The 26,047-nt window shown below is 67.0% G+C and carries 26 protein-coding genes and 1 pseudogene; 15 read left to right on the forward strand and 12 right to left on the reverse strand.

The genetic code is table 11. The annotated features are described in order from the left end of the window. Window positions 1-13: 13 nt before the first annotated feature. Window positions 14-1,438 (forward strand): serine hydrolase domain-containing protein, encoded by a 1,425-nt coding sequence (locus ABZV58_RS02390; protein WP_354998383.1) that lies wholly within the window; start codon window positions 14-16, stop codon window positions 1,436-1,438. Between the two features lie 31 nt (window positions 1,439-1,469). Continuing rightward, on the forward strand, window positions 1,470-2,183 hold the full coding sequence (locus ABZV58_RS02395) for a MerR family transcriptional regulator (protein ID WP_354998384.1): 714 nt from the start codon (window positions 1,470-1,472) through the stop codon (window positions 2,181-2,183). Between the two features lie 23 nt (window positions 2,184-2,206). On the opposite strand, the gene ABZV58_RS02400 is transcribed toward ABZV58_RS02395, so the two are convergent. Then, window positions 2,207-2,806 carry an XRE family transcriptional regulator gene (locus tag ABZV58_RS02400; RefSeq protein ID WP_354998385.1) on the reverse strand — a complete coding sequence of 200 codons (600 nt, stop codon included), beginning with the start codon at window positions 2,804-2,806 and terminating at the stop codon, window positions 2,207-2,209. A 155-nt stretch (window positions 2,807-2,961) separates the two neighbouring features. Here ABZV58_RS02400 and ABZV58_RS02405 point away from each other — a divergent pair, with 155 nt between their 5' ends. Further along, entirely contained in the window at window positions 2,962-3,969 is a 1,008-nt protein-coding gene (locus ABZV58_RS02405; protein WP_354998386.1) for an alpha/beta hydrolase, read from the forward strand. On the opposite strand, the gene ABZV58_RS02410 is transcribed toward ABZV58_RS02405, so the two are convergent. Beyond that, a complete protein-coding gene (locus tag ABZV58_RS02410; protein WP_354999004.1) occupies window positions 3,935-4,366 on the reverse strand; it encodes a helix-turn-helix domain-containing protein in 432 nt (143 codons plus the stop codon). The two genes, ABZV58_RS02405 and ABZV58_RS02410, sit on opposite strands and share 35 nt — an antisense overlap. 78 nt (window positions 4,367-4,444) lie before the next feature. Between ABZV58_RS02410 and ABZV58_RS02415 the strand changes: the two genes are divergently transcribed. The 3 genes from ABZV58_RS02415 to ABZV58_RS02425 all read left to right on the forward strand — a co-directional run bounded on the left by ABZV58_RS02415 (window position 4,445) and on the right by ABZV58_RS02425 (window position 6,562). Further along, the gene (locus tag ABZV58_RS02415) at window positions 4,445-4,855 is read left to right on the forward strand and encodes a Rid family hydrolase (RefSeq protein ID WP_354998387.1); all 411 of its coding nucleotides are present in this window, start codon (window positions 4,445-4,447) and stop codon (window positions 4,853-4,855) included. Between the two features lie 442 nt (window positions 4,856-5,297). Beyond that, entirely contained in the window at window positions 5,298-5,690 is a 393-nt protein-coding gene (locus ABZV58_RS02420) for a VOC family protein (RefSeq protein ID WP_354998388.1), read from the forward strand. Beyond that, the gene (locus ABZV58_RS02425; RefSeq protein WP_354998389.1) at window positions 5,687-6,562 is read left to right on the forward strand and encodes a sigma-70 family RNA polymerase sigma factor; all 876 of its coding nucleotides are present in this window, start codon (window positions 5,687-5,689) and stop codon (window positions 6,560-6,562) included. Before ABZV58_RS02420 ends, ABZV58_RS02425 begins: the two co-directional genes overlap by 4 nt. A 282-nt stretch (window positions 6,563-6,844) precedes the next feature. On the opposite strand, the gene ABZV58_RS02430 is transcribed toward ABZV58_RS02425, so the two are convergent. Beyond that, complete coding sequence (locus ABZV58_RS02430) at window positions 6,845-7,102, reverse strand: hypothetical protein (RefSeq protein WP_354998390.1); 258 nt, start codon at window positions 7,100-7,102, stop codon at window positions 6,845-6,847. Window positions 7,103-7,115: 13 nt separating this feature from the next. Here ABZV58_RS02430 and ABZV58_RS02435 point away from each other — a divergent pair, with 13 nt between their 5' ends. Both ABZV58_RS02435 and ABZV58_RS02440 read left to right on the forward strand, forming a co-directional pair. Then, on the forward strand, window positions 7,116-7,268 hold the full coding sequence (locus ABZV58_RS02435) for a hypothetical protein (protein WP_354998391.1): 153 nt from the start codon (window positions 7,116-7,118) through the stop codon (window positions 7,266-7,268). A 668-nt stretch (window positions 7,269-7,936) separates the two neighbouring features. Then, window positions 7,937-8,251 (forward strand): annotated as a pseudogene (locus ABZV58_RS02440) (GNAT family N-acetyltransferase); the annotation flags it as partial. Here the strand turns inward: ABZV58_RS02440 and ABZV58_RS02445 are convergent. Continuing rightward, window positions 8,241-9,551, reverse strand: a complete 1,311-nt coding sequence (locus tag ABZV58_RS02445) for an MFS transporter (RefSeq protein ID WP_354998392.1) — start codon at window positions 9,549-9,551, stop codon at window positions 8,241-8,243. The pseudogene ABZV58_RS02440 and the gene ABZV58_RS02445 sit on opposite strands and share 11 nt — an antisense overlap. 81 nt (window positions 9,552-9,632) lie before the next feature. Here ABZV58_RS02445 and ABZV58_RS02450 point away from each other — a divergent pair, with 81 nt between their 5' ends. Further along, window positions 9,633-10,112, forward strand: a complete 480-nt coding sequence (locus ABZV58_RS02450) for a helix-turn-helix domain-containing protein (protein ID WP_354998393.1) — start codon at window positions 9,633-9,635, stop codon at window positions 10,110-10,112. 106 nt (window positions 10,113-10,218) lie between these two features. On the opposite strand, the gene dnaB is transcribed toward ABZV58_RS02450, so the two are convergent. From dnaB to rpsF, 5 genes are all read right to left on the reverse strand, one after another. Continuing rightward, window positions 10,219-12,042, reverse strand: coding sequence for a replicative DNA helicase (dnaB, locus tag ABZV58_RS02455; protein WP_354998394.1), 1,824 nt, complete (start codon window positions 12,040-12,042; stop codon window positions 10,219-10,221). Between the two features lie 674 nt (window positions 12,043-12,716). Beyond that, window positions 12,717-13,172 carry a 50S ribosomal protein L9 gene (gene rplI / locus ABZV58_RS02460; RefSeq protein WP_354998395.1) on the reverse strand — a complete coding sequence of 152 codons (456 nt, stop codon included), beginning with the start codon at window positions 13,170-13,172 and terminating at the stop codon, window positions 12,717-12,719. Between the two features lie 17 nt (window positions 13,173-13,189). Then, window positions 13,190-13,441, reverse strand: a complete 252-nt coding sequence (gene rpsR, locus ABZV58_RS02465; RefSeq protein WP_354998396.1) for a 30S ribosomal protein S18 — start codon at window positions 13,439-13,441, stop codon at window positions 13,190-13,192. Window positions 13,442-13,497: 56 nt separating this feature from the next. Further along, on the reverse strand, window positions 13,498-14,046 hold the full coding sequence (locus tag ABZV58_RS02470; RefSeq protein WP_354998397.1) for a single-stranded DNA-binding protein: 549 nt from the start codon (window positions 14,044-14,046) through the stop codon (window positions 13,498-13,500). 92 nt (window positions 14,047-14,138) lie between these two features. Next, complete coding sequence (gene rpsF / locus ABZV58_RS02475) at window positions 14,139-14,426, reverse strand: 30S ribosomal protein S6 (RefSeq protein ID WP_067786805.1); 288 nt, start codon at window positions 14,424-14,426, stop codon at window positions 14,139-14,141. Window positions 14,427-14,715: 289 nt separating this feature from the next. Between rpsF and ABZV58_RS02480 the strand changes: the two genes are divergently transcribed. Next, entirely contained in the window at window positions 14,716-16,056 is a 1,341-nt protein-coding gene (locus tag ABZV58_RS02480) for a glycosyltransferase 87 family protein (RefSeq protein ID WP_354999005.1), read from the forward strand. A gap of 113 nt (window positions 16,057-16,169) precedes the next feature. After that, window positions 16,170-17,132 carry a DUF389 domain-containing protein gene (locus ABZV58_RS02485; RefSeq protein WP_354998398.1) on the forward strand — a complete coding sequence of 321 codons (963 nt, stop codon included), beginning with the start codon at window positions 16,170-16,172 and terminating at the stop codon, window positions 17,130-17,132. Between the two features lie 50 nt (window positions 17,133-17,182). On the opposite strand, the gene ABZV58_RS02490 is transcribed toward ABZV58_RS02485, so the two are convergent. The 3 genes from ABZV58_RS02490 to ABZV58_RS02500 form a co-directional block, all read right to left on the reverse strand. Next, window positions 17,183-17,806, reverse strand: coding sequence for a Tellurium resistance (locus ABZV58_RS02490; protein WP_354998399.1), 624 nt, complete (start codon window positions 17,804-17,806; stop codon window positions 17,183-17,185). Window positions 17,807-17,898: 92 nt separating this feature from the next. Then, a complete protein-coding gene (locus ABZV58_RS02495) occupies window positions 17,899-19,002 on the reverse strand; it encodes a DUF475 domain-containing protein (RefSeq protein ID WP_354998400.1) in 1,104 nt (367 codons plus the stop codon). Window positions 19,003-19,162: 160 nt separating this feature from the next. Continuing rightward, complete coding sequence (locus ABZV58_RS02500; protein WP_354998401.1) at window positions 19,163-19,738, reverse strand: TerD family protein; 576 nt, start codon at window positions 19,736-19,738, stop codon at window positions 19,163-19,165. Between the two features lie 145 nt (window positions 19,739-19,883). Between ABZV58_RS02500 and ABZV58_RS02505 the strand changes: the two genes are divergently transcribed. From ABZV58_RS02505 to ABZV58_RS02520, 4 genes are all read left to right on the forward strand, one after another. Continuing rightward, window positions 19,884-21,101 (forward strand): hypothetical protein, encoded by a 1,218-nt coding sequence (locus ABZV58_RS02505; protein ID WP_354998402.1) that lies wholly within the window; start codon window positions 19,884-19,886, stop codon window positions 21,099-21,101. A gap of 13 nt (window positions 21,102-21,114) precedes the next feature. Then, entirely contained in the window at window positions 21,115-22,326 is a 1,212-nt protein-coding gene (locus ABZV58_RS02510) for an HpcH/HpaI aldolase/citrate lyase family protein (RefSeq protein ID WP_354998403.1), read from the forward strand. Between the two features lie 73 nt (window positions 22,327-22,399). Further along, complete coding sequence (locus tag ABZV58_RS02515) at window positions 22,400-25,180, forward strand: phosphoribosyltransferase domain-containing protein (RefSeq protein WP_354998404.1); 2,781 nt, start codon at window positions 22,400-22,402, stop codon at window positions 25,178-25,180. A 57-nt stretch (window positions 25,181-25,237) separates the two neighbouring features. After that, window positions 25,238-26,023, forward strand: coding sequence for an HAD family hydrolase (locus ABZV58_RS02520; protein ID WP_354998405.1), 786 nt, complete (start codon window positions 25,238-25,240; stop codon window positions 26,021-26,023). The last annotated feature ends 24 nt before the right edge of the window (window positions 26,024-26,047 follow it).

Genomic DNA, 26,047 nt, shown 5'->3' on the forward strand with positions numbered 1-26,047 from the left:
GACGATCCTTCGCATGAACAACAACGCACTCCGCACCGTCGAAGCCCAGATCCGTGAACAGGCCGCGTCCTACTGCGAGTCCAACAACGTCCCCGGTTTCCTCGCGGGCGTCTATCACGCGGGCGAGCAGATCGTCGTCGCGCACGGCACCGCGAACGTCACCACCGGCGCACCGATGCTCGAACACACCGGATTCCTGTTCGGCTCTGTCACCAAGGTCCTGACCACCACTTTGGTCCTGCAGCAGGTCGAGCGCGGACTCCTGGACCTCGATATGCCGGTGGTGAAGTACCTCCCCGAATTCGCCTTGGCCGCTCCGGGCGCGACGGACGGGATCCTGGTCCGGCACCTGATCTCGCACACCAACGGCATCGACGCCGACCTGTACTTTCCCGATGCCAAGGGCCGCGACGCCCTGAAGTCCTACGTCGATGGCCTCGAGAGCAGCGGCGGCACTCTGTTCGAACCCGGCGAGCAGCTCAGCTACTCCAACGGCGGCATGATCGTCGCGGGCCGCCTCTTGGAAGTGGTCACCGGGCTGCCCTTTCCCGAGCTGCTCGCGCGCGACATCTACCGACCCGTCGGCATGAACGACTCCAGCACCTCGGCCGAGCAGGCCATCCTGCGCAGCACCGCGGTCGGCCACTTCAACGACCACGAGACCATGGCGGCCGCGCCCACCGGCATGTTCACGTTGCCCGAAACCTGGGGACCGGCCGGCGGCACACCGATCGGCACCATCGCCGACCTGCTGGCCTTCGGACGCACGCACCTCGCGGGCGGTGTGTCGCCCACCGGCACCCGCGTCCTCTCGACCGAGTCGACCGCGCTGATGCGGCAAGTCGCCTACGACATGGCCAGCCCGAACGTCCCGCCGATCGGCCTGGGTTGGGTGCTGTATCCGTTCGGTGGGACGACCGTCCTCGCCATGTCGGGCGCGTCGCCCGGCGGGGTGTCCCTCCTGTGCGTCGTGCCCGAACACGACCTGGTCTTCACCGCCTTCGGCAACACCCCCGGGGCGATCATGCTGCAGGACCAACTGTTGCAGTGGCTCGTGCGCGAGCATCTCGGCGTCCAGATCCCCACCCTCATCACCGAATTGGCGCAGGACGTCGACCTGACCCCCTACGTGGGCACCTACCGCTCCAATCAGCTTCGCATCGACGTCGACATCGTCGACGGCCAGCTCGAGGAGCGGGTGACCTACGAACCGGCCGACGCCTCCCAGGAGCGTATCTTCACCGAGTTCACCGGCGGCACGACCTCCGCACCGCCGCAGCGCTACGTGCCGATCCAGCCCGGCCTCTTCGCGCCCGCCGGATACCCGCTGGAGGCTTTCGACGGATACCTGCGACTGCTGCTCGTCTCCTACCACGATGTCCGCGAGGGTCGAGCGCGCTTCCACAACGCAGGCGGCCGCCTGACCCGACGGGCCTGACCGTTCCGAACGACCTGCGAGGATGTCGACCATGATCACGATCGGCCAGCTCGCGGACTACGCCGGAGTGACCATCAAAGCCATCCGTCACTATCACGAGCGCGGTCTGCTCCCCGAGCCCGACCGCGACTCGTCCGGGTATCGCCGCTACACCGCCCAAGACGCCATCACCCTCGTCAAGATCAGGACATTGGCCCATGCGGGCGTGCCACTGGCTCGCATCGAGGACCTCCTCGGCGCCGATCCGGACGCGCTCACGGCAGCCATCGCCGAGATCGACCACGACCTCGCCGACCGCATCGCGCAGCTGCGGCGAACCCGCGATCAACTCGCCCAGTTGCGTAGCGGCGACCGGCTTTTCGTCTCCGAGGAAGTCGCCGACTATCTCGACGAGCTGCGCGAACTCGGCGTCAGCGAGCGTCAGCTTCGCCTGGAACGCGACGGCTGGATCCTGTTGCAAACAGCCGCACCCGAGGACGCCGCCGCGTGGATCGCCGAAAAGCGCGAGCACATCACCGATCCCGAGGGCCGCGCCCTCTACCTCGGATACGACGCCGCCTACGACTGGCCGCCGGACGATCCCCGCCTGCTCGCCCTCGCGGACCGTACCCGGAACTGGTTCGCCAACCACCACAGCGAGACCCATGCCGCCCACAACTCGACTATCGCCCGGTTGGCCGCGTTGTCCAAGGCCGGAGTCTCGTCCCCGGCTTGGGATCGTCTCGCCCAGCTGGTGAAAGGGTAGGCGCCGCGCCACGGCAAGCGTTGTCACGATGATCCGGAAGAAGACCGATCGGAGCCTGGGCGCACGTGCGCGCGCATCCCTTGCGGACCGAACAGGATGAGCAGCTCGACCACGCCGCCGTCGGCGCTGCCAAGCCAGTGCGGTACGGAGGTGTCGAATTCGGCTGCCTCACCGGCGGGTAACGTCAGGTCGCGCTCGCCGAGCACCAGGCGCAGACGACCGTTGAGCACATACAGCCATTCGTAGCCTTCGTGCGTCCGCGGTGTCGGTTCGAGCGGTTTCGGCCGAGCGGGGATGATCATCTTGAACGCTTGGACACCGCCGGGACGCCGGGACAGCGGAATGAAGGTCATCCCGTACCGCCGGATCGGTTTCAGGTGGACGCGGGGGTCGCCGGTGCGCGGGGCGCCGACGAGGTCGTCCAGCGGAACGTCGTAGGTACGGGCCAGCGGCAACAGCAATTCCAGGGTCGCCCGGCGCTGGCCGCTCTCCAACCGCGACAGGGTGCTCTCCGAGACGCCGGTCGTCGCGGCGAGATCGGCGAGGGTGATACCGCGTTCGCGGCGCAGTGCGCGCAACCTCGGTCCCACCGTGTCGAGCACGTTTTCCGTATCGCGGTCCACCGGCTCATCTTGCCGGAACCGCAAGAATGCGTGCCAGTTCCTGGTCGGCCTGGCGAGACTCGTCCTGTCCACGCCGGCCACGCCGACATCCTCCGCGAACTGATCGACGGCGCGACCGGGCGCTGACTTCACCCGCATTCTCGAATCGAGGACCCATGATCACCACATCGCGCCCCTCCACGCGCAGGGTGGCGACCGCCGTACTCGCCCTCCTGCTCACGATCTACACCGCGGCTTGCGGCACACCGGCCGCCGACGACGTTCCCGCCCACGCTGCCATCACGCAAGACGACCCGCAGTTCACGAGTACTTTTCGGCACGAATTCGCCGACGTCGACGACGTCCGGATGCACTACGTGACCGGCGGAAGCGGCCCGCCCGTGGTGCTGATCCACGGCTGGCCGCAGACCTGGTACGGCTGGTGGCCGATCATGCCCGCGCTCGCCGAGCACTACACCGTCTATGCCGTCGACCTCCCCGGATTGGGCGACAGCACCGGCACCCCCACCGGCTACGACAAGGCCACCCTGGCGCGCTACGTGCACACCCTGATCGCCGGTCGGCTCGGAGTGCGGGACGCCCGCGTCGTCGGACACGACTTCGGCGCCGCCGTGGCGTTCCAGTACGCGGCACAGTTCCCCGCCGACACCGCACGCCTCGGCTACCTCGACCTGCCGCTCCCCGGTCCCGTAATCGATGCGCCGACATACCGAACACTGAGCTGGCACATCGCCTTACACTCCCAGCGGCGGGTCCCCGAGGCGGTGGTCGGCGACGACGTTCGCGACTATCTCGCCCTGTTCTATCCGCAAGTCTCCTACGGTGGAACGGCTTTCGGCGGCACATCCGACCGATCCCCGTTCACCGACGCCGAAATAGACGAGTACGCACGCACATACCGTCGACCCGAAGTCCTGTCGGGCGGCTTCGAGCTCTACCGCGCCCTCGACGAAGACGTCCGCGACACCACGGCAGCCGCACCGGTACACGTCCCGACCCTGCTCATGACCGCCCAAGGACAACTCGACCCGGTCCGCGCCACCGCCGCCCCGCGCATCACCAATATCGTTCGCGCGGTGGACGTCCCGAACGCGGGACACTGGCTCGTCGAGGAGAACCCGCAATTCGTCACCGCGGAACTGCTGCGCTTTCTCGACGGATGACGTCGGTGGTGAGTGACAGCTCTTCTTCCTGGTCGTCGAAGCGCGCACGGGCCCGCTCGACGGCGGGCAATGTGGCGGTGGTCCAGTGCAGGAGCGCGTCGATGAGGTCCTGCAACGACTTCCCGATCCGCGTGATCCGGTACTCGACGGCGACAGGCCGCGTACTTGTGACGACGCGCTCGACCATCCCGTTGCGCTCGAGGCGCCGCAGCGCCGCCGTGAGCGGCTTCTGCGTCACGACCGGGATCGCCCGGCGGAGCTCGTTGAAGCGCAACGGCCGCTCGCACAGGGCGTCGAGGATCTGCAGCGACCACTTGTCGAGCACCTGGTCGAGCAGCTCACGGTGTTGCTCGGTGAGTTGAGGACTGTCCGAACTGTGTGGAGCGGTTTCCTGCATGACACCTAGTCTCGTTGAAGTTCCCTTCAAGTACCAGGTAGACATCAGATACCTAACCCGACCATGAAGGGACACACCATGGCAGTGCAGCTGCTGACCCCGGAGGGCATGTTCGCTCCCGTTCCGTACCACCATGTTTCGATCAGCACGGGCGCCCGTCAGGTGCACGTGGCCGGCCAGATCGCCCGAGACGCCGAGGGCAACCCTGTCGCTCCCGGTGACCTCGCCGGCCAGCTCGCCCACGCGCTACGCAACACGGCACGCGGCTTGGCCGGCGCCGGAGCGAGCTTCGCCGACGTCGTACGCCTCCGTTTCTTCGTCACGCAATGGACCCCGGACAAGTACGACGACTTCATCGCAGGTATCGAGCGCGTCGCGGAGGAACTCGAAATCCCGCGGCCGCTACCGCCTTTGTCCGCGATCGGCGTCGACTACCTCTTCGAGCCCGACGTCCTCGTCGAGGTCGAGGCGTTCGCCGTCCTCGACTGAGATCCCCTGTCGCGAACAGCGAAGCTTTCGCGGTGTCGGCGGGTTCGGCAGGGTGAGCCGAAGGTCGACCGCGACCGATCCTCCGGCCGTAGGCTGACCTATCGTGAACTACCTCGGATCTATCCGAAATCCCTTGCACGACGGGCTTTTCCTGGTGCTGTGTGATGCAGAGGCGCCGTTCGGTGGCCGGGATGTCCACGGCGACGAGCTCGCCGCTGAGGGCAGTACCCGCCGACGTGCGGCCAGGGAACGCGGCGGCTGCTTCGATCACCACACCGGTCGAGGAGGCCGGTCTGGCCTGGACGCGTGATGCCGCTAGCCGCATACGCTCGGCAACCACTCCGGCGGAGAGGTCCTGTTACGTTCTCCCGTCGGCACTCGTCATAGGTGCGACGACCGAATACGCACGGTCGTCGCACCAACGACTGAAGTGGAGAACAGGATGCTGACCAACATCATGTACGTGACGGTCTACGTCACCGATCAAGACCGCGCGCTGGAGTTCTACACCGAGGGACTCGGCCTGGAAAAGCGGATCGACTTCCCAGGGCCCGACGGGCGCTTCCTCACAGTCGGGCTTCCCGATAGCCCGGTGCAGATCATCCTGTGGTCGCATGCGGCAGCCGCGGGACAGCCGGCCGACGTGGGCCAGCATGCCGCGCCCGGTCCACTCATCCTCGAATCCGACAATCTGCGAAAGGATTTCGAGATCCTTCGCCAGCGCGGCATCACCTTCGAACAATCCGAACCCGAGGACTACCCGTTCGGGGTCCGCATCGAGGCGGTGGACCCGGACGGCAACCGGATCTCGCTCCGTCAACAGCGCAAGCCGTGACCGCCCAGCCGTCCGGTCTCGTAGCCGAGGCGTTCGAAGCCCAGCGCGATCGGCTCCGCACCGTCGCGTACCGCGTGCTGGGATCGCACGCCGACGCCGAGGACGTGGTCCAAGAAGCCTGGATGCGCCTCGTCCACCAGGACGCGGCGGCCATCGGCAACCTCGCGGGCTGGCTGACCACCGTCGTCGGCCGAATCAGCCTGGACCTCTTGCGCTCACGCCAGGCGCACCCCGAAACACCCTACGGCCAGGCGTGTTCGGATTTCATGGTGTCGATCGATGATGCTCCTATGCCAGACGAGCAAGTGGCACTAGCCGATTCGGTCGGCCTGGCCCTGCTCGTCGTGCTCGATTCGCTCACCCCGAGTGAGCGCCTGGCGTTCGTCCTGCACGACATGTTCGCGGTCCCGTTCCACGAAATCGGGCAGATCCTAGGCAAATCCGCCGATGCCACCAAGATGACCGCCAGCCGCGCCCGCCGCAAGGTCCAAGCCACGGACCGGCCGGCGGGCCGCGGCCGTCAACACCGAGAGGTCGTCCAAGCCTTCCGCGCCGCCGCCCTCGGTGGCGACTTCGAAGCGCTCCTCCGCGTCCTCGACCCGAACGTGAAGCTGACCGTCGACACCCCCGACGGCGTGGTCGTAACACTCGGCGCCACCGAGGTCGCCGTCGGCGCTCGCATGTTCTCCGGCGAGGTCGCCCGCCACCGAGCCGTGCTGGTCAACGGCATCCCCGGCTATGTGTCCTGGCGCTCCGACGGAACTCCACTCTCCGTCATCGCCTTCACGGTCGCCGGAGACCGGATCACCGCCATCCACATCGTCGTCGACCCAGCCAAACTCGCCTCGATCCATCTGCCGGATCCGGCCTGATCCTGACATGCTTGTAGGTTCTCAAAGGCATGGCATACCGCCAGCGCACTGACTTGGCCGTTTACGGTTTGTCTCACGCCGTGGCGGACGTTGTCAGTCCAACTCGGTGGCAATTCCCAACACTTCGTCCGTGTGGTCCCACCACGGACCGCGCTACTGCTCGCCAACCTCCGCTCGGTTGGTCGCTCGCTCAGCGGCATCGGTTGACCGCGCATCGACCCGCGGCGCGGTCGTCTGCGCTACGAGTCGATGCCGGGGTGTCGATCAGCAGCGGTATAGGTTTCAGCTGCCCGCGCTGCCGGTGGAAGGTCGCGTCCTGCGCAGTTCGCAGGCCAGCCGGTCGGCATCCGGCCGGTCCTCGCCGGAACGAGCGCAGCCCTGCGAGGTGTAGCCCTGTTCGTCGTAGCCTTGCCGGTCATAGCCCCACCTGTCGTAACCCCAGCGATCGTAACCCCACCGGTCGTAGCCCCAGACATCGAAGCCGTCGGGGCCGTAGGGGTCCTCCGGCTCAACAAGTTTCGGAAATGACGGAGTGGTCACGGGCGGTTCGGTCGTGACCGGCGGCACGGTGGTGACCGGCGGCGTGGTCGTCACCGGCGGCACGGTGGTGACCGGCGGCGCGGTCGTCACCGGTGGCGCGGTCGTCACGGGCGGCACCGTCGTCACGGGCGCGATGGTGACAGGTGCGGTAGTAGCCGGGGTTTGATCAGGGGTTGCGAATGCCGGTATGACCAGCGCGGCCGGAGCAAGCATCACCGTCCCGGCGACTGCGGCCAGCAGGACCGACTGCCGAACCGTGCGCGGACTTCTCCTCAAATGAGACATCGTCGACCTCCAACTTGAGATAAGCGCGCTCGCCGCACCCGAGTCCCCTATCGGACGAATGTCCAAAGTTGCTACACAGCAGAGAGTTTCGCTTTTCACCCGTGCCGGGAAAACCTGCTCAACGTGCGGAGATGGCCGAACCTCTCTCCCATCCTTCACACGTCCACTGCTTGCCGAAGAACCAAACGACGGATCCGCGACGAATACGAGGGAGTCGAATACGGTTCTCGCATGTTCCCCACCTGGCGAATCGCTTCTGCCAAAGCGTCATTTCAGCGCTGGCCCCGGCGTGCCATCCTTGGGCTGGCGGGATGGATCGCGCTCCTCGGGTTTCCCGCAGCAGTGATCGGCGTCGCGGCTACGGCCGAATTTTCCGCCGCGGCAACCGAACTCGTCGTTGGTGTCTGGCTGCTGCTCGTGGTGGCCACCGTACTCGTCGCGGTTTGGCTCTGGGTGTGGCGCGTCAGCGAACTTGCCAGCAAGGAAAGCAGTGCACGCTATGACGTGCTGCGGGACATCGAAACCTCGCGGCTCACTCTGCGCCGACCGATGCCGAAGGACGCCGTCCCGCTCGCGGCCACGATCGACGATGCGATGCTCGCCAGCAACGGTTGGACAGAACGAAATGGCCGGGCACTGATCAAGGCGGTCGGGCACGGCTACCCGACTCTCGGGCTTCTGGTGATCGAGTCGCGATCGAACACAACCGTGATCGGTGGTGCGACTGTGCACCTCAGCGACGACCAGACGTCGTTCCCGTCCATCGGTTGGTGGATCGGCCCCAGTCACCGGCGAGCCGGCTACGCGAGCGAAGCGGTGGCCGCCCTCGTCGACGCGATCCACGACACCGGATTCACCAGCGTAGAGATCGGCACGAACGAGTCGAATCTCGCGGTGCAGCGCATCTGCGACAAGATCGGCGCAACAGAGAAGGACCGGCGACCGCAGCCGTTGCCGGACGGGCCGCCGGTTTCGAGCCTTCGCCGCTCACCGACACCGCGCCGGTAGCCTGGGCAAGTCCCCACACAACCAGCGCGCAGAGGGAATAGGTCGCGCCGACCCAGCAGGAGGCCGACCATCCCCAGGTGCTGTACGCCCAGGTGGTCGTGATCGCGCCGAGTGCGGATCCGAGGGAATAGCAGGCCATGTAGGCGCCTATGACGCTGCTGGCGTGGTGCTGGTGCGCTGCGGTGAGCAGGTGTTGGCTGCTGACATGTGCTGCCTGGACGGCGAAGTCGAGCAGGACGATGCCGATGATGAGCAGCCATAGTGTTGCTTCGGTCCGGGCGATGAGGAGCCAGGAGGCGGTGAGCAACGCCAGTGCGGAACCGGTGATCGCCTGTGCGTGACCGGAGTCGGCCCATCGTCCCGCGCGGGCGGCGCCGAGCGCTCCGGCCAGGCCCGCCAATCCGAATAGGCCGATCTGCGTGGTGCCCAAGTTCCAGGGCTCGGTGCCGAGGGGGAGGGCGAGCCCGCTCCAGAGTGTTCCGAAGGACCCGAAAAGGAAGAAGGCGATCAGTCCTCGGCTCAGGAACAGGCGATCCGTGCGCGCGAGCCGCCCCATCGATGCCAGGACCTGCGCGTACCGGACGCCGGAAGTGCCGCGGTCGGGGTCGAGTGTCGTGCGGACAGCGAGGGCCAGAGCCACGCACAGTGCGGCGAGCAGCGCGTACACGGCACGCCAGCCGACCGTGTCGCCCAGGACACCCGCGAGGACACGGACGCCGAGGATGCCGATCACCACACCGGAGGTGACCGCGCCGATATTGCGGCCCCGCTCGCTCGGTGCGGAGACCGCGGCGACATAGGCGACTGTCACCTGAACCACGACCGCGAACAGACCCGCGACCGCCAGCCCCGTCACCGCGACGGCGCTGTTCGGGGCGGCAGCCGCGACCGTAGCGCCCGCGGCGGTGAGTACCAGCAGGGCGGTGATGAGCCGGCGACGATCCACTACGTCTCCGAGTGGGACCAGCAGGACGAGACCCACGAAGTAGCCGACCTGCCCGGCGGCGACCAGCACGCCCAGCGAATCGTGCGCCAAATCCAGGCCGGTGCCCGCTGCCTCCAGTACCGGCTGGACCGCATAGATCGTGGACACGGCCACTGCGCACACCAGCGCCAAGATGAATCGCTGCGAACGCGAGACCCTCTGTGCCACCACACCTCCCAATCAGTAGCAAAATGCAACCATTTAAAGGTAGGGCATAATGGTTTCGAATTGCAACCGATTGGGAGGTAACTCATGACCGCGACACTCGGTTCCGGCCGCGAGTGGACCGATCCCACCTGCCCCGTCGCGCGAGCCGTCGACCTCGTGGGCGACCGGTGGAGTCTGCTGATCGTGCGTGACGCCATGGACGGCGCGGCGACCTTCACCGAATTCCAGCAGCGGCTCGGTATCGCCCGGAACATCCTCACCGACCGCCTGCGCAGGCTCGTCGACCATGGCATCCTCGCCACGAGTGCCACACCCGGCGGCAAGCGGCACATCTACGAACTCACCGAAGCCGGGCAGGACCTCTTCACCCTCGTCGTGGCGTTGCGTCAATGGGGAGAACGCCACGCCTTCACCGACAACGAACCCCACTCGACACTCGTCGACCGTGACGGTAACCCCGTCGCTGAACTTCGCACCGAAAACCACAAGGGCAAGCGCGTTACCGCGAGGACCACTCGAGTTCGCAAAGTGGGTGGACGCGAACCCTCTGCGGCAGATGCGTGATTTGCTGCGCCGCAAGAGATTCGAACGTCCCGATCGCCGGTATCACCGGACAGTCGGACCACAAACGTCGAGCTGACAGACGGAAGGGCCGACCCTACAGCTCCGGTCAGCCGCGGGCCATGTCCACGAACCGGCTCAGGTGCAGCTGGTGGGCGACGGTGATGGTGGCGGTCGGACCGTTACGGTGCTTGCCGAGGATCAGGTCGGCCTCACCGCCGCGCGGGTCGTCGCGCTCGAAGGCGTCAGGGCGGTGCAGCAGGATGACCATATCGGCGTCCTGCTCGAGCGAGCCCGATTCGCGCAAATCGGACACCATGGGCCGCTTGTCGGTTCGCTGTTCGGGTCCGCGGTTCAGCTGACTGATGGCGACCACCGGGACTTCGAGTTCCTTGGCAAGCAGCTTGAGGTTTCGGGAGAAGTCCGAGACTTCCTGCTGGCGGGATTCGACCTTCTTTCCGGAGGTCATCAGCTGGAGGTAATCCACCACGACGAGTTTGAGGTCGTGGCGCTGCTTGAGACGACGCGCCTTCGCGCGAATCTCCATCATGGTCAAGTTCGGCGAGTCGTCGACGAACAGCGGCGCCTCACTGATCTCGCTCATCCGCCGAGCCAGCTTCGTCCAGTCGTCGTCGCTCATCCGCCCCGACCGCATATCACCGAGCTTGATCTTCGCCTCCGCGGAAAGCAGACGCATCACGATCTCGGTCCTGCTCATCTCGAGCGAGAAGATGACGCTGGCCAGCCCGTGCTTGATCGAGCAACTGCGCATGAAGTCCATGCCGAGCGTGGAATTGTGCGTCGGGATCATCGAGCGCCCGGCGAGATACAGGTGATCGGCGTTGTCGACCTCGACACAGCGCACCGGGAGGCTGTCGATCTTGCGCACGTCGACGATTCGGCGCGGTGCGGAACGGGCTGTGCCGCTTACGGAGTGGTTGAGGTCGCCCGTGAGGTCGCGCAGGGTGTGGACGATCTCTCCTGTGGTGCGGACCGCGATCGGCCTGACCACATCCAATGCCGACCGGGTCACCCACTGGTGCATTTCATCCGCGACGATCACTGTCCCGTCGGAGAATTCGACCTCGAAGCAGGGCCGATCGGTGAGGACTTCGGTGGCGGCGAGGACGCGGGTGGGGCGCCCTTCGGCGTCGAGGAGTTCGTCGCCCACCTGGACTTCGCCCATGGTGGTCCAGCCGGTGGGGGTCGGCAGCGGGGTGTCGAGGGCGAGTGCCTTTCCCACGCCAGGTCGAGCCGCGACGATGATCATCTGGCCCGGGTGCAGGCCGTTGGTGATCTCGTCGAGTTCGGTGAAGCCGGTGGGGACGCCGAGGGAGATGCCGCCGCGGGAGGCGATGGAGTCGATTTCGTCCATCGTGGGCTGCAGGAGCTCCTCGAGGGGGAGGAAGTCCTCGGTGGTTCGGCGTTCGGTGACCTCGTAGACCTCGGCTTGGGCGCGGTCGACGACCTCGGCGATGTCTTGGCCGTCGGCGCCCGCGTAGCCGTACTGGACGATGCGGGTGCCTGCCTCCACGAGGCGGCGCAGAATCGCCTTCTCGGCGACGATTTCGGCGTAGTAGCCCGCGTTGGCCGCGGTGGGAACGGTCTGGGTGAGGGTGACGAGGTACGGCGCGCCGCCGATGCGCTTGAGTTCGCCGCGGCGGTCCAGGCCCGCGGCGACGGTGACGGGGTCGGCGGGTTCGCCGCGGCCGTAGAGATCGAGGATGGTGTCGTAGACCGCCTGGTGCGCCGGGCGGTAGAAGTCGCCGGGCCGGATGACTTCGACGACGTCGGCGATGGCGTCCTTGCTCAGCAGCATGCCGCCGAGGACGGACTGTTCGGCGGCCATGTCGTGCGGCGGCTGACGGCCGAAGTCTTCGCCGGGAGGTTCGGGCGGGAAGTCGGTGTGCCCGCGGTCATCGGTGGTCGTCACCAGACTCGACCGTCCTCTCTGCCCCACGATCGGATTTCACCGTATCGATGACTCGTTCTTACTCCGGGCCTCTGACACGTTTGCCACAGCCACGGACGCGTTTGCCACAGCCGCGTCGACCTCGACCAGCAACTATCGCGACAGCTCGAATTCGCGCCATTCCGTACGGCCCGATCCGGGCGATGCGACGAACCTAGGCGACTCGGTGGGAGGTCGCCAAACCGAGCTGTGCACACAACTGTGGATAAGTTGGGGACTGTTTACCAAACCGTGTGCACCCCCTGTGTACAACTTGGGGAAAACCCAGGTCACTCCTACTAAAGCCGCTGATGGATGCACGTTTCCGCATCCATCCACGTGTGGATAGATCTCACCTCGGCGTGTCGCCCGAGATGAACAGCCGGGCGTGTTGGGTAAACAGCGGGTGCGCACGCTATGGGCTGAGTCACATTGCGATCGGTCGGTTTGGTCAGTAATCCACAGGCCGAATAACCGGAGGTGAAAGGCGATAGCCGACGCGAGCCGGTAGTGCCCCAATTCACCGCCCTGCATTAGAGCAAATATCCGGCTAACAGAGGATCGGGACGCGAAAAGGCAAGCCGAAGACCACCCCCGAGCGAACACGGGGGTGGTCTTCGACGTGAAGCGCGAACCGCCCGGGGGGCGGTGCGGACTCAGCTCGCGGCGGCGACCTGCAGGTCGAACTTGGCGACCACGTCCGGGTGCAGGTGCACCACGATGCCGTGCTTGCCGGTCGACTTGATGTGCGCCTTCGGCAGCTCGATGCTGCGCTTGTCGACCACGGGGCCGCCAGCGGTCTTGATGGCCGCGGCGACGTCCGCCTGGGTCACCGAGCCGAACAGCTTGCCGGTGCCCGCGGTCTTCACGCTCAGCGAGACCGACTCCAGGCCCTCGATGGCCTGCTTCAGCTCGTTGGCGTGGTCCAGGTCGCGAACCTTGCGGGCGTCCTGCGCCCGGCGGATGCCCTCGACCTGCTTCTGCGCGCCACGGCTGGCGACGATGGCCAGGCCGCGCGGCAGCAGGTAGTTGCGGCCGTAGCCGTCCTTGACCTCCACGGTGTCGCCGGGGGCACCGAGGTTGTCCACATCAGCGGTCAGAATCAACTTCATTTGCGTGCCTCCCTTACTCAGCGAGCCGTCGACACGTAAGGCAGCAGGGCCACCTCACGCGAGTTCTTCACGGCAACGGCGATGTCGCGCTGGTGCTGCACGCAGTTGCCGGTCACCCGGCGGGCGCGGATCTTGCCGCGGTCGCTGACGTACTTGCGCAGCAGCGTCGTGTCCTTGTAGTCGATCGAAACGGTGCCAAACTTGGCTTCCTTGCAGAAAGCGCAAGCCTTCTTCTTCAGCACCTTTTCGCGCGCGGGCGCTTTAGGCATGGTCTTTTACTCCAAAATTATTGTGGCCCAAGTGATCCGGGCCTATGAAAGCCGTCTCAGAACGGCGGTTCGTCATCCATGCGGCTGCCCCCGAAGGAACCTGCCGCGGGCGCGCTGCCCCAGGGGTCGTCCTCGGCGCCGCCGGAACGACCGCCGCCACCACCGCTGCTGCCGGAACCGGAAGAGGCGTAGTTACCGCCACCGCCACCACCGAAGCCGCCGCCCCCACCGCCGCCGCGGCTGGCCTTGTTGACCTTCGCCGTCGCGTAGCGGAGCGAGGGGCCGACCTCGTCGACCTCGAGCTCGACGACCGTACGCTTCTCACCCTCGCGGGTTTCGTAGGAGCGCTGCTTGAGCCGTCCGCTCACGATGACGCGAGCGCCTCGGGTCAGGCTTTCGGCGACATTTTCCGCGGCTTCGCGCCAGATGTTGCAGCGCAGGAAAAGCGCTTCGCCGTCTTTCCATTCATTGGTATTACGGTCGAACACGCGGGGGGTGGACGCGACGGTGAAGTTCGCGACCGCCTGCCCCGCGGGCGTGAAACGCAGTTCGGGGTCGGCCGTCAAGTTTCCGATGACGGTGATGACCGTGTCGCCTGCTGCCATGGGTTCCTCCTGCTCGGTGTGCAGTCCGCATGCACTCGCTTTGTTGCGCTAGAGCCTAGAGATAGGCACCGACGCTGACGAGCGCGGTGGAACTACTTGTCGTGGCGCAGAACCTTGGTGCGCAGCACCGACTCGTTGAGCCCCAGCTGGCGGTCGAGCTCGCTCACCGTGGCCGGGGTCGCGGTCAGATCGACCACCGCGTAGATGCCCTCGGCCTGCTTGCGGATCTCGTAGGCGAGCCGACGACGGCCCCAGATGTCGACCTTGTCGATCTTGCCGCCTTCGGTCTTGACGACGCTCAGCATGTTGTCCAGCGACGGACCAACAGTGCGCTCGTCCAGGCTCGGATCGAGGATGACCATCACTTCGTAATGACGCACGGACCAATCACCTCCTGTGGACTAGGAAACGGCCACGGACGGTCCGTGGCAGGAGGGTCGTTGCGTCAGCAACCCGGTAAGGCTACATGATGGGGGCAGGTTTACCTGCCAAGGGGTGGTTCTCCGGGTGAATGCCAGTCAACGGGAGATCACGGTCTGCTCGTGGGCCGTACCCGCACAAGTACACCTGCCTGGGGCGGGGTTTCGCGTCATGACGCGGTGCGGGTGTGGCACATAAGGTGGTCACATGTCGACCGGACCCGCCGCCACCCAGGTGCAGGCCCGGCGCATGCACCGCCGGACCGCGTTGGCCGCGGTGATCGTGCTGCTGTGCGGCCTGACGTTGGCGTTCGCGTACGCGAACAAGGCCAGGTGCGCGGGCGCTCCGTTCTACGAGAACGGTCGCAGCGCGGTCTTCGACGTGATCAAGGATTCGGACGTCTGCTATTCCGACATCCAGTTCCTCTGGCTGGGCCGCGATATCGATCGGCACGTCTTCCCCTACGTCGACGGTGGCATCACCGACGACGGCCTCCTCACCGGCGGCGCGGTCGAATACCCGGTGCTCAGCGGCACGCTCATGTGGGTCGGCGCGAGCGGCGCGGACGATGACGCCGGCTTCCTGCGCCTCTCCGCGTTGTTGCTCGCGCCCTTCGCGCTGCTCACCGCCTGGTTCCTGGCCCGGCTCGCGGGACGCGCCGCGCTGCTGTGGGCGATCGGTCCGCCGCTGGTGCTCTACGCCTTCCACAACTGGGAGCTGCCCGTGGTCTGCACGGCGGTCGCGGCCGTCTATGTGGTCACCACGGCGACCAGGTATTCGCTGCGGACCCGCGGCGTGCTCGCCGCCGTGCTGCTCGGGCTCGGCTTCTGTTTGAAGCTGTATCCGGGAATCTTCGTGCTGCCGTTGATGATCTACGTGCTGACCGGCGGCGGCGAGCGCGATCCCGACGACGATTCCGGCCTGGACGTGCGCGGCGCGCTGCTGACCGCGGGCGCGGCCATCGGCACCGTCGTCGCGGTGAACCTGCCGTTCGCGCTGATCGGATACGAGGGCTGGCGGGCGTCGATCACCTTCCAGCAGCTGCGCCAAGCCGACATCACCACCAACTCCATCTGGTACTGGGGACACCACCTGCTGTACGGGCGAGAGTCCGAGACCAGTCAGGCTTGGCACGACGGCGTCTCCATCGCCTCGCCGACCCTGATCCTCGCCGCGTTCGTCCTCGCGGTCTGGCTGGGCTGGAAGCGTTATCGCGCGACCGGTGTCTTCCCGTGGGTCGGCGTGAGCGGCGCGATGCTGTGTGGATTCCTGGTTTTCCACAAGGTGCATTCACCGCAGTACACGCTGTGGCTGATCCCGTTCCTGGTGCTGCTCGCGGTGCCGTGGCAGATGATCGGCGCGTATCTGCTCGCCGACGCGGCCATCGGGATCGGCGTGTTCCGCTACTTCTACGCCATGGGCTCCGGTGCGCCGTTCGAAACCCAGGAGGTCGTCGTCCAGTTCGGCGTGTGGGGCCGCGCGGCCCTGCTCGTCGCGCTGTTCTTCTTGTTCATCAGGGCCGATTTGCGCGGGGCGGACGAGAAGACCGCGCGGACGAGCCCGGACCGAGGGGACTTGGTCGCCGCCTGAACCAGGCCCGCACACCACCAACGGAGGGTCAGGCCCTGTCTTTTCCGTTGGTAGGCACTCACCCGGAGAACCGCCCGTTGTGCAGGCGCACCCGCCCCTCCACACTTGGGCGCATGCTGCACATGCGGATCCTGTCGCCCAAAGAGATGACCGACGACGTGATCGACATCCTCGACAGGGACACCGGAGTGAGCGGGCTGGCCGTCGTGCGCGGTTCGTCGCTGAAACCGCCCGGTGACCTGGTGCTCGCGGACGTCGCGCGGGAGGCGGGCAACGACGTTATCCAGAAGCTGCGCGCGCTCGGGGTTCATCGTGCGGGCAGTATCGAGGTCGATCAGGTGCGAACGTGGTTGTCGCGCAGCGGTTTCGACGCCGAGGTGCGCACGCCGGGTAGCAGCGCCGACGCGGTGGTGTGGGCCGACGTCGCACAGCGCTCGTACGAGGAAACCGAGCTGAACTGGACCTACCTGAGTTTCATGACGTTGGCGACGGTGATCGCTGCCATCGCGATCGTGCTGGACTCGCAGATCCTGGTCATCGGCGCCATGGTGCTCGGCCCGGAGTTCGGGGCCATCGCCGCGCTCGGCGTCGCGCTGGTGCGCCGCCGTTTCGTGCTGTTCGGACTCGCGGTGCGCACGTTGTTGCTCGGTTTCGCGGCGGCCATCGTCGTGACGTTCGTGCTGGTGCTGATCGGACGCGGGCTCGGCTGGATCACCATCGAGGACGTGACTGGGCCGCGCCCGGGCACGGCGTTCATCTACACGCCGGACAAGTGGTCGTTCATCGTCGCGGTGATCGCGGCCGCCGCCGGAGTGCTCGCCCTGACCTCGTCGAAGGCGTCCGGGCTCGCCGGTGTCTTCATCTCGGTGACAACGGTGCCCGCCGCCGGAAACATCGCGCTCGGTGTGGCTTTCGGTGTCCAAGAGGCGATCTGGGGGAGCACCTTGCAGCTGATCGTCAACCTCTCCGGCATGGCGTTCGCGGGATGGGCGACGCTGGCGTTCCAGCAGGCCGTGTGGTCGCGCGTCTCGGTGCGTCGGGCCAGGGCGATGCGCAGGCCCCGCCGGATGCTCTAGTCACTGTCTCGAAGTCCCATCCGGCCGGACTTCGAGACAGTGACTGGCCGTCACTTGCTCGCGCTGCTCCATTGCATTCCCCAGCGGTAGGCCTCGTCGATGTGGCGCTGGGTTCCGTTGATGTACTGCACTTCTCGGTGCACGGTGATTCCGCGGCCGTTGTTCTGCAGCAGGGCGATGGCGCAGGAGCGGGCGCCGTCGACCGGGGAGTCGAGGCGCACCTCCACCTGCGGCCCGTTGCTGGGATACAGGGTGACCACGCCGTCGGCGGCGGCCCAGTTCGGCACGCCCTCGTAGATGAAGGCGAAAATCAGGATGCGCTTGAACAATTCGGGGCGCGCGAGATCGATGTGCATGTTCTCGCCCGCCGTGACGGCGCCGCTGCGGTCGTCGCCGTCGAGCTGGATGTACGGCTCGTCCCGCAGCGAACCGAAATTCTCGCCGACCGCCTGCACGACACCTTTTGAGCCGTCGGCGAGTTCGTAGAGGCAGCCGAGGTCGAGATCGACCGGCTTGGATCTGCGGAAGAAACCCTTGGCCGCCCGCGACCAGTTCAGATTGACCCGCAAGACCCCTTGCTGCTCACCGGGTTTGGTGAGATTGATGCTCGGCGTCGCCTTGGACAGCGTCACCTTCGTCGAATTCGCACCGCCGGACTGCTGCTCGGACGCCATGCGCGGTCCCCCTCGGGAAAAGAAAAGCGGCAACGGCTTCCTCCTTCGGAGGGGCCGCTGCCGCGTCGAGTTCGTCGGCTGCCTGCCGAAAATCAGCCTACCGGCGTGGCAGCTCGCTCGCTCTCGAGTTCCTCCTCGTCGCCGCCCTCGCGCTTGTTGCGAAGCACGCTGCTGATGAACGCGGCGCCGATGAACGCCACACCGATACCACCGGTGACGAGCTCGTTGACGTGCACGCCGATCGAGATCAGCAGGATCGCCGCGAGCGCGCCGATCGCCCAGTGCGCACCGTGCTCCAGGTACACGTACTCCGAGAGCGTGCCCTTGCGCACCAGGTACACCGTGATGGACCGGACGAACATGGCGCCGATCAGGCCGAGGCCGAGCGCGATAATGATCGGGTCGGAGGTGATGGCGAACGCGCCGATCACGCCGTCGAAGGAGAACGAGGCGTCGAGCACCTCGAGGTAGAGGAACAGGAAGAAGCCCGCCTTACCGGTGGCTTTGGCCAGCTCCGACGGTCCGCCCGTGTGCTCCTCGGTGTGGAACATCGAGCCGAGCCCGTCGACCGCGATGTAGACGATCATGCCGAGCACGCCCGCGACCATCACGGTGGCGCGCTTGTCGTCGGCGGCCAGGAGCTCCGCGGTCAGGACCAGGCCCGCGCCCGCCACCACGACCGAGAGCATGTCCAGCTTGCCCGCCGCGGCCAGCGGCCGCTCCAGCCAGCCGAGCCAGGTGATCTCCCGCTCCTCGAAGATGAAGTTCAGGAACAGCAGCGCGAGGAACATGCCGCCGAACGCCGCGATCTGCGGGTGCGCGTCGGTGAGCAATGTCTCGTAGCTCGGGCTGCCGTCGGGGAAGTACGGCGCGTCACCCGCGGGCGGGTTGAGCGCGAGGTCGAGGGCCTGCACCGGGTCCAGGCCCGCGGTGATCCACACGATCGCCAGCGGGAACACCAGGCGCATGCCGAAGACGGCGATGAGGACACCGATGGTCAGGAAGATGCGCTGCCAGAAATCGCTCATCCGCTGCAGGATGGTGGCGTTGATGACGGCGTTGTCGAACGAGAGAGAGACTTCGAGAATGCCCAGGATCGCGCACAGCGCCAGGGCGGTGGGGCCACCGTACAAGAACGCCACCACCAGGGACGCCACGGTGACGAGGCCGGACAGGCCGAAGATGCGCAGGACCACGCGTGGACCTTTCGTGAATGGGAACTGAAACGGCGAGATCGATACCAGCGTGGCCGTTGAACCGCCGGATGTCCAACGAATGCGACCGGCGCGATAGCTGCCCCGGTCGCACGACGAGGGGGCTCGTCGCCCGAGCCCCCTCGTGTTGTGCGTGTTTTCGTCAGACGTTCACGCCGTAGTCACGGGCGATGCCCGCGAGGCCGGAGGCGTAGCCCTGGCCGATGGCGCGGAACTTCCACTCGGCGCCGTTGCGGTACAGCTCACCGAAGACCATGGCGGTCTCGGTCGAGGCATCCTCGCTCAGGTCGTAGCGGGCCAGCTCGGTGCCGTTGCTGCGGTCGACGACGCGGATGTAGGCGTTGCGCACCTGACCGAACGACTGCTGACGGGTGTCGGCGTCGTAGATCGAGACGGGGAAGAAGATGCTCTCGATGGTCGGCGGGGTGTTGGCCAGGTCGACGTTGATGACCTCGTCGTCGCCCTCGCCCTCACCGGTGCGGTTGTCGCCCGCGTGCTCGATGGCGCCCTCCGGCGAGCGGAGGTTGTTGAAGAAGACGAAGTGCTGGTCGGTCAGCACCTTCTTGTCGCCACCGGTCGCGATCGCGCTGGCGTCCAAGTCGAAGTCGGTACCGGTAGTGGTCCGAATATCCCACCCCAGGCCGACGGAAACAGCAGTCAGGTTAGGCGCCTCCTTGGTCAGCGAGACGTTGCCGCCCTTGGACAAACTGACACCCATGCGGGGATCCCTTTCATTAGTCCGTCTGTGGTTCCCAGCATGTCCGAATCGCCGGGTACGACTTACGACAGTAGTAGGTTTCGCCGAACTTGCGTAGGAACTGGGGGAACCCCCGGCGAACAGGAAGATCTCCTACCATCGGGGCGTGGTAGGGCGCAGGCGGAGCTGGTTCCGGTCGTCCGGGAACAGCGAATGGATCGAGCAGGCGCGAGCCCGGCTCGCGGACGCGTTCCTCGACATGGACCGGCGGCAGAGCGCGGCGGAGGCCGCGGTGCACGCCTCGGAGGAAGTCTTCTCCGAGCGGGGGTTCTCGGCGGCGTGGGATCCGGTGCGCGGCCGCTGTTACGACGCGGCGGGCGCGTATCTGGCGTTGAGCGAGGAGCTCGAGGCGGCCCAGCGCGACGGCACGAGCGTCGCCGACGGTCAGCAGCGCGCCGACGCCGTCACGCGGCAGCTGGTCGAGGCCGCGCGCGCGGTGGACGAGTTCTATCGAGGCAATCAGGCTCGGCTCGAGGAAGCCGTCGCGATCGTGCGGTCGGTGCCGCAGCTGGCGCAGCAGGTGAAGGTCGCGGCCGCCGCGGTGCGCGGGCAGGCCGCCGAATCCGAGTACGCCGACTACCCCTCGGTGCGGTCGCGCGCGGCCGCCGTGGATGAGGCGCTGGTCACACTGGAATCGGCAGGTGTGAGCGGTGGTTCGGGCGCCGTCCGCGCGGCCGCGAACCGCTTGGACGCGGTCACCAAGGAACTGGCAGAAGCGTTGGCGCAGGCACCATCTCGGCTCGGCGCCGCGAATACCGCGCTCACCTCGGTGGATACCAGGCTGGCCGCCGTACGCAACCGGTCCGAGCGGCTCGGGCCCGCCTACTCGGCGCTGCTGCGGGAATTCAATGCTGCGAGTTCGGCGGATCTGGCCAACAATGGGCGGGAAAGCCAGCAAGCCATCGATGCCGCAGCCGACGCTCTCGCCAGGGCGCGCGCCGAATCGGTCGCGAAGAATCCGGAGTCAGCCCTTGAATTGACCTCTACCGCGCGGGGAAGCCTCACCGAGGCCGAGCAGCTGATCGATGCCGTCACCAAGCGGCTCGAGCTGTTGCGCTCGGTTCGCGAGGACCCGCAAGACAAGGCAAAGGCCGTACGATTCAGGTTGCGGGACGCGCAGATGCTCGCGATGAGTCGGGGGCTCGCGGGCGAATGGGGATCTGTGCTGGACGCGCAGGCCGAACGAATCGAACGAATCACCGAAACACTGTCGGGGCGGCACCCCGATTACTGGGCCTATGTGGCGGAACTGGATGCCGTCACCGAATTCATAGCCGGAGTAGTGGATCGAATGAGAAAACAAGCAGGACCACGACGAGAATGAGGACGGAGCACCGATGACCGCTCCCGTCGCCGTCCAGCAGGAAGTATCCCTGCGGAAGCGACTGCCGCTGCGCCACTTTCGGCAGCTGCAAGGCCCCGATGCCAGACATCTCTTCCACCGGCAGCCCGAACCGTTCGGTGAGCACACCGACCGGGAGATGCTCGCGTACGGACTCGGCGCGACGCTCTACGCGCCCGCCACCAGACCCGATCTCGCCGAGACCATCCGGCGCCGCGCCGAGCGCGGCGTCTGCTCGATGGTGATCGACCTCGAGGACGCCGTCGCCGACGACGAGGTGGAGCTGGCGAAGAAACAGGCCGTCGACGCACTCGGCGAGCTGGCGGCCAGACCGGATCCCAATCCGCTGCTGTTCATTCGGGTGCGCGAAGCCGGCGCCATCGGCGAGATCGTCGACCAGCTCGGGGCGGGCGCGCCCGCGCTCACCGGCTTCGTCTTCCCGAAGTTCGACAGCTCCACCGGCCGGGCCTATCTGGACGCGCTGGCAGCGGCGGCCGAACGTTTGGGTCGGCCGCTCTACGGCATGCCGGTGCTCGAATCGGCGGCCCTCGTGCACCGCCAGACCCGCGATCAGGAGTTGACGAACATCGCGGCCATGCTGGCCGAGCACCGGGAAAGGGTGCTCGCGGTGCGGGTCGGCGCCACCGATATGTGCTCGACCTTCGGCATCCGCCGCGACCGCGACCTGACCATCTACGACGTGCGGGTGGTCGCCGACGTCATCGCCGACATCGTGAACTACCTGGGCCGCGCCGACGGCACCGGCTTCGTGATCACCGGACCGGTGTGGGAGTACTTCGCCGATCACGAGCGGATGTTCCGGCCGCTGCTGCGCACCGCGCCGTTCGAGGAGTCCGACGCGGTGCCGTTCCGGCAGTACCTGGTCAGCAGGGATCTGGACGGACTGCTGCGCGAGATCACCCTCGACCGCGCCAACGGCATCCAGGGCAAGACGGTGATCCACCCCTCGCACGTCGCGGCGGTGCACGCGCTGTCGGTGGTGTCGCACGAGGAGTATTCCGACGCGCTCGACATCCTCCAGGTCGACGTGGGCGGGGTTGCGGCCTCGGGCTACCGCAACAAGATGAACGAGATGCGGCCACACCGCAGTTGGGCCCGCGAGACGCTGTTGCGCGCCCGCGTGTTCGGTGTGGCGAACAAGGGAGTTTCTTTCGTGGATCTGCTCACGGCGTTGGTGAAGGTATGAGCGAACGGAGTGAGCGAATCATGTGCCAGCGTGCATCGCGCATGCCGGAGCCGAGCGTCGGCGAGGCGCAGGCATGACCTCGCCGTGGGCGACCCGAACACTCGGTATCGAACTGCATCATCTGTCTTGTCACGGCACGAGTTCCGACGGCGTGCTGCCCGCCGAGCTGTCGATCGAGATGCTGATCGAGCCCGGTTTGCGGCGCAATCCGCGCCGGGCGCACCTGCTGGTCTCGACGGTGCTCGGCAAGCATTTGCCCACCGATCCGCGGGTGGTGCTCGACGCGGGCAACCGGCTCGGTGATCTGGTGCGGGCCGCGCTGACCGAGCGGGCGGACGAGTCGGGCGCGGTCGTGCTCGGATTCGCCGAGACCGCAACGGGTCTCGGTCACACCGTCGCGGCGCGAATCGGGGCGCGGTGCTACCTGCATTCGACGCGCCGTGACGTGCCGGAGGCCGACACCCTGGCCGGTTTCGAGGAGGGGCACTCGCACGCCACCTCGCACCTGCTGCAACCCGCGCCCGCCGAGATCTTCCGCAACGACCTGCCGCTGGTGCTGGTCGACGACGAGATCTCCACTGGCGCTACAGCGATCGACGCGGTGCGCGCGCTGCACGACTTCGCGCCGCGCTCGCACTACGTGCTCGCCTCGTTGGTGGACATGCGCACCGCCGAGGATCGGGCCGTATTCGAGAGCGCCGCAGCCGAACTCGGTGCCCGCATCGACACCGTGTGCCTGGCCTCGGGGTTGACCAAGCTGCCGGAAGGCTTGATCGAGGCCGTCACCTCGATGCCCGATCCGGCGCTGAATCCCATTGCACCGCAGCGTGGCTCGTTCGGTCGCATCGAGCTGCCCTGGCCCGATTCGGTGCCCGAGGGTGGACGGCACGGGATACTGGATTCCGACGCCCCGGCCTTCGAATCGGCCGTCGCCGCCGCGGCCGCGGTGCTGACCGCGCGCCTGGCCGTGGACGCGCCGGATCGTCCGGTCATCGTGTTGGGGCACGAGGAGCTGATGTACCTGCCGCTGCGGTTGGCGGCGGCGTTGGCCGAGTCGGGCATCCCGACGAGGTATCAGACCACCACCCGCTCGCCCGCCTACGTGCTGGACGAGCCCGGATATCCGCTGCGGCGCGGGTTCCGTTTCGTCGCACCGGAATCCGACGCGGACGCGCCGCGGTATCTCTACAACGCCTGCTGGCCGGAGGATTTCGACGCGGAGTTGCGCGAGCTCACGGCGCAGAGTTCGGTCGTGGCCGAGGACGTGTCGGCCGTCGACAACGATGCGCGGGTCGCGGGAGATGGTGTGCGGGCCGCCGGCGGGGATGCGGGGGTCGCCGGCGAGGACACCTCGGTTGCGAATGATGGCGTGCGGGCCGCCGATGCGGACGCGTGGGGCGCAGAGAACGACCTGCGCGCCGCAGGCGATGCGCGCGACAGTGCGTCGGGCGCGGGCGTGCACGGTGGTACCGGAAATGATCCGGTCCTCATCGTGGTACTCGACCCGCCCGCCGACACGCCGGAGCTGATCGCGGAGGGCGGTTTGGTCGACGTTCTCACCGCTTCGGGGGCCGACGTGCTCGTCGCGCTCGTGCCGGGCGCCGATCCGCGTAAATTGGACATCGAGCGGCGTGCGACAGCGAAGGCCGCGAACGTCGACGAGGAGGTCGAGACGAACCGCGCCGTGCGTGCCGCGACGTTGCCGGAAGCGACCGGGGAGCCTCGGCTACCCGCACCCCTGTACGGGCCGGACTTCGGCTCGTACGCCGCCGACGAGGTCTCCTGGCTGCTGAAAGATCTGTCCGACGCCGACCTCGAGGCCGACATCGCCGAGCGGGAGCGCCGCATCCAAGCGGGCGTCGCGCACTACGCGGAATCGCTGCCGATCGAATACCAGCCGGACGCCGCCTATCGCGGTCTGTTCGACGAGGTGCTCGCGGAGAGCTCCGAGCGGCTGGCGCTCGCCGTGGCCACCGTCGCCGAACTCGTGGTCGCCGAGCGCGGCGAGGACATCGTGCTGGTGTCGCTCGCGCGCGCGGGCACGCCGGTCGGGATTCTGATGAAGCGCTGGTTGCGCTCCGGACGCGGGGACGGACTGCCCGGCCTGGACGTGCCGCACTACGCGGTGTCCATCGTCCGGGACCGTGGCATCGACGCGACCGCGCTGGATTACCTTGCCCGGCATCATGATCCGGCCTCGGTGGTGTTCGTCGACGGCTGGACCGGCAAGGGCGCGATCACCAAGGAACTCACCGAGGCGCTCGACGCCTACCACGCGGCGGGCGGCGCTCGATTCGACGACGAGCTCGCCGTGCTCGCCGATCCTGGCCACTGCGTGCGCACCTACGGCACCCGCGACGATTTCCTGATCGCCTCCGCGTGCCTGAATTCCACAGTGTCGGGTCTCATCTCGCGCACCGTGCTGAACGACACGCTCATCGGGCCCGGTGACTTCCACGGCGCGAAGTTCTATCGCGAACTGGCGGCCGACGACGTCTCCGGGCGCCTGCTCGACGCCGTCACCGGCGCTTTCGACGCCGTGCGCCCGCGCGTGCCCACCGAACTCGCCGCGGTGCTCGGCTCGGATCGGACTCCCACCTGGACCGGCTGGTCCTCGGTGGAGAAGGTGCGTGCCGAATACGGCATCGCCAGTGTGAATTTCGTGAAGCCGGGGGTCGGTGAGACCACCCGGGTGCTGCTGCGCCGCGTGCCGTGGCGGGTGCTGGTCCGCGAGGCCGACGCCCCCGAGCACGCGCACATCCGGATGCTCGCCGCCGCGCGCGGTGTGCCCGTCGAGGTCGTCCCCGATCTGGCGTACTCGTGCATGGGTTTGATCAAGGAAGTACCGAAGTAGATGCTATTGGTAAGACCACGAAGACAAGCGCTAGTCGCCACCGATCTCGACCGCACGATGATCTACTCGCGCAACGCCTTCAGCACCGCCTCGGAGGTGCCGATGGTGTGCGTCGAGCATCTGGAGGGCGCGCCGCTGTCGTTCATGACGACGGCCGCGGCGCTGCGCATGCAGACGCTCACCCAACCGGCGGCCGTCATCCCGACGACGACCCGGACCATCAAGCAGTTCAACCGGATTCGACTACCCGGGGCGCCCTGGCGCTACGCGATCACGAGCAACGGCGGCAACATCCTGGTGGACGGCGTCCCGGACATGCGCTGGCGCATCGACATCGACGTGCGAGTGCGCCAGAGCGGCGCCACCCTGTCGGAGGTGAGCGCGGAGCTACGCGCCAGGATCGATGACTCCTGGGTGACCAAGTTCCGCGTCGCCGACCATCTGTTCTGCTACCTGGTGGTCAAGCCCAAGGCGGTGCCCGAGGGTTTCCTGGCCGAATGGGACGCCTGGTGCCGCGAGCGCGGCTGGTCGGCCTCTCAACAGGGCCGCAAGATCTACACGATGCCGCAGTCGGTCTGCAAGAGCGTCGCGGTCGCCGAGGTGCGCCGCCGCCTCATGGAATCCGGCGAACTCACCTACGCGGCCAAGACTTTCGCCGCCGGTGACGGCGCGCTGGACGCCGAAATGCTGCGCGCCGCCGACTCCGCCATCCGCCCGCGGCACGGCGAACTCGAACAACTCAACTGGACCAGCCCCAACCTCACCATCACCCGCGCCACCGGCATCCTCGCGGGCGAGGAGATCATCAACTGGTTCATCAAGGCGGCGCCGCTCGCCGACTGAGGTCGGACCGGCGCACGAGTCGCG

The sequence above is a fragment of the Nocardia sp. NPDC004654 genome (assembly GCF_040609595.1).
In the GTDB taxonomy this organism is placed as follows: Bacteria; Actinomycetota; Actinomycetes; order Mycobacteriales; family Mycobacteriaceae; genus Nocardia.

Coding starts and splice junctions, on each gene's coding strand:
- ABZV58_RS02395 (WP_354998384.1), top strand. CDS start 1,470: ATGATCACGATCGGCCAGCTCGCGGACTACGCCGGAGTGACCATCAAA.
- ABZV58_RS02515 (WP_354998404.1), top strand. CDS start 22,400: ATGACCTCGCCGTGGGCGACCCGAACACTCGGTATCGAACTGCATCAT.
- ABZV58_RS02420 (WP_354998388.1), top strand. CDS start 5,298: ATGCTGACCAACATCATGTACGTGACGGTCTACGTCACCGATCAAGAC.
- ABZV58_RS02390 (WP_354998383.1), top strand. CDS start 14: ATGAACAACAACGCACTCCGCACCGTCGAAGCCCAGATCCGTGAACAG.
- ABZV58_RS02485 (WP_354998398.1), top strand. CDS start 16,170: ATGCTGCACATGCGGATCCTGTCGCCCAAAGAGATGACCGACGACGTG.
- ABZV58_RS02470 (WP_354998397.1), bottom strand. CDS start 14,046: ATGGCAGCAGGCGACACGGTCATCACCGTCATCGGAAACTTGACGGCC.
- ABZV58_RS02490 (WP_354998399.1), bottom strand. CDS start 17,806: ATGGCGTCCGAGCAGCAGTCCGGCGGTGCGAATTCGACGAAGGTGACG.
- rpsR (WP_354998396.1), bottom strand. CDS start 13,441: ATGCCTAAAGCGCCCGCGCGCGAAAAGGTGCTGAAGAAGAAGGCTTGC.
- ABZV58_RS02500 (WP_354998401.1), bottom strand. CDS start 19,738: ATGGGTGTCAGTTTGTCCAAGGGCGGCAACGTCTCGCTGACCAAGGAG.
- ABZV58_RS02520 (WP_354998405.1), top strand. CDS start 25,238: ATGATCTACTCGCGCAACGCCTTCAGCACCGCCTCGGAGGTGCCGATG.
- rplI (WP_354998395.1), bottom strand. CDS start 13,172: ATGAAGTTGATTCTGACCGCTGATGTGGACAACCTCGGTGCCCCCGGC.
- ABZV58_RS02410 (WP_354999004.1), bottom strand. CDS start 4,366: ATGCAGGAAACCGCTCCACACAGTTCGGACAGTCCTCAACTCACCGAG.
- ABZV58_RS02480 (WP_354999005.1), top strand. CDS start 14,716: ATGCACCGCCGGACCGCGTTGGCCGCGGTGATCGTGCTGCTGTGCGGC.
- ABZV58_RS02510 (WP_354998403.1), top strand. CDS start 21,115: ATGACCGCTCCCGTCGCCGTCCAGCAGGAAGTATCCCTGCGGAAGCGA.
- ABZV58_RS02450 (WP_354998393.1), top strand. CDS start 9,633: ATGACCGCGACACTCGGTTCCGGCCGCGAGTGGACCGATCCCACCTGC.
- ABZV58_RS02405 (WP_354998386.1), top strand. CDS start 2,962: ATGATCACCACATCGCGCCCCTCCACGCGCAGGGTGGCGACCGCCGTA.
- ABZV58_RS02415 (WP_354998387.1), top strand. CDS start 4,445: ATGGCAGTGCAGCTGCTGACCCCGGAGGGCATGTTCGCTCCCGTTCCG.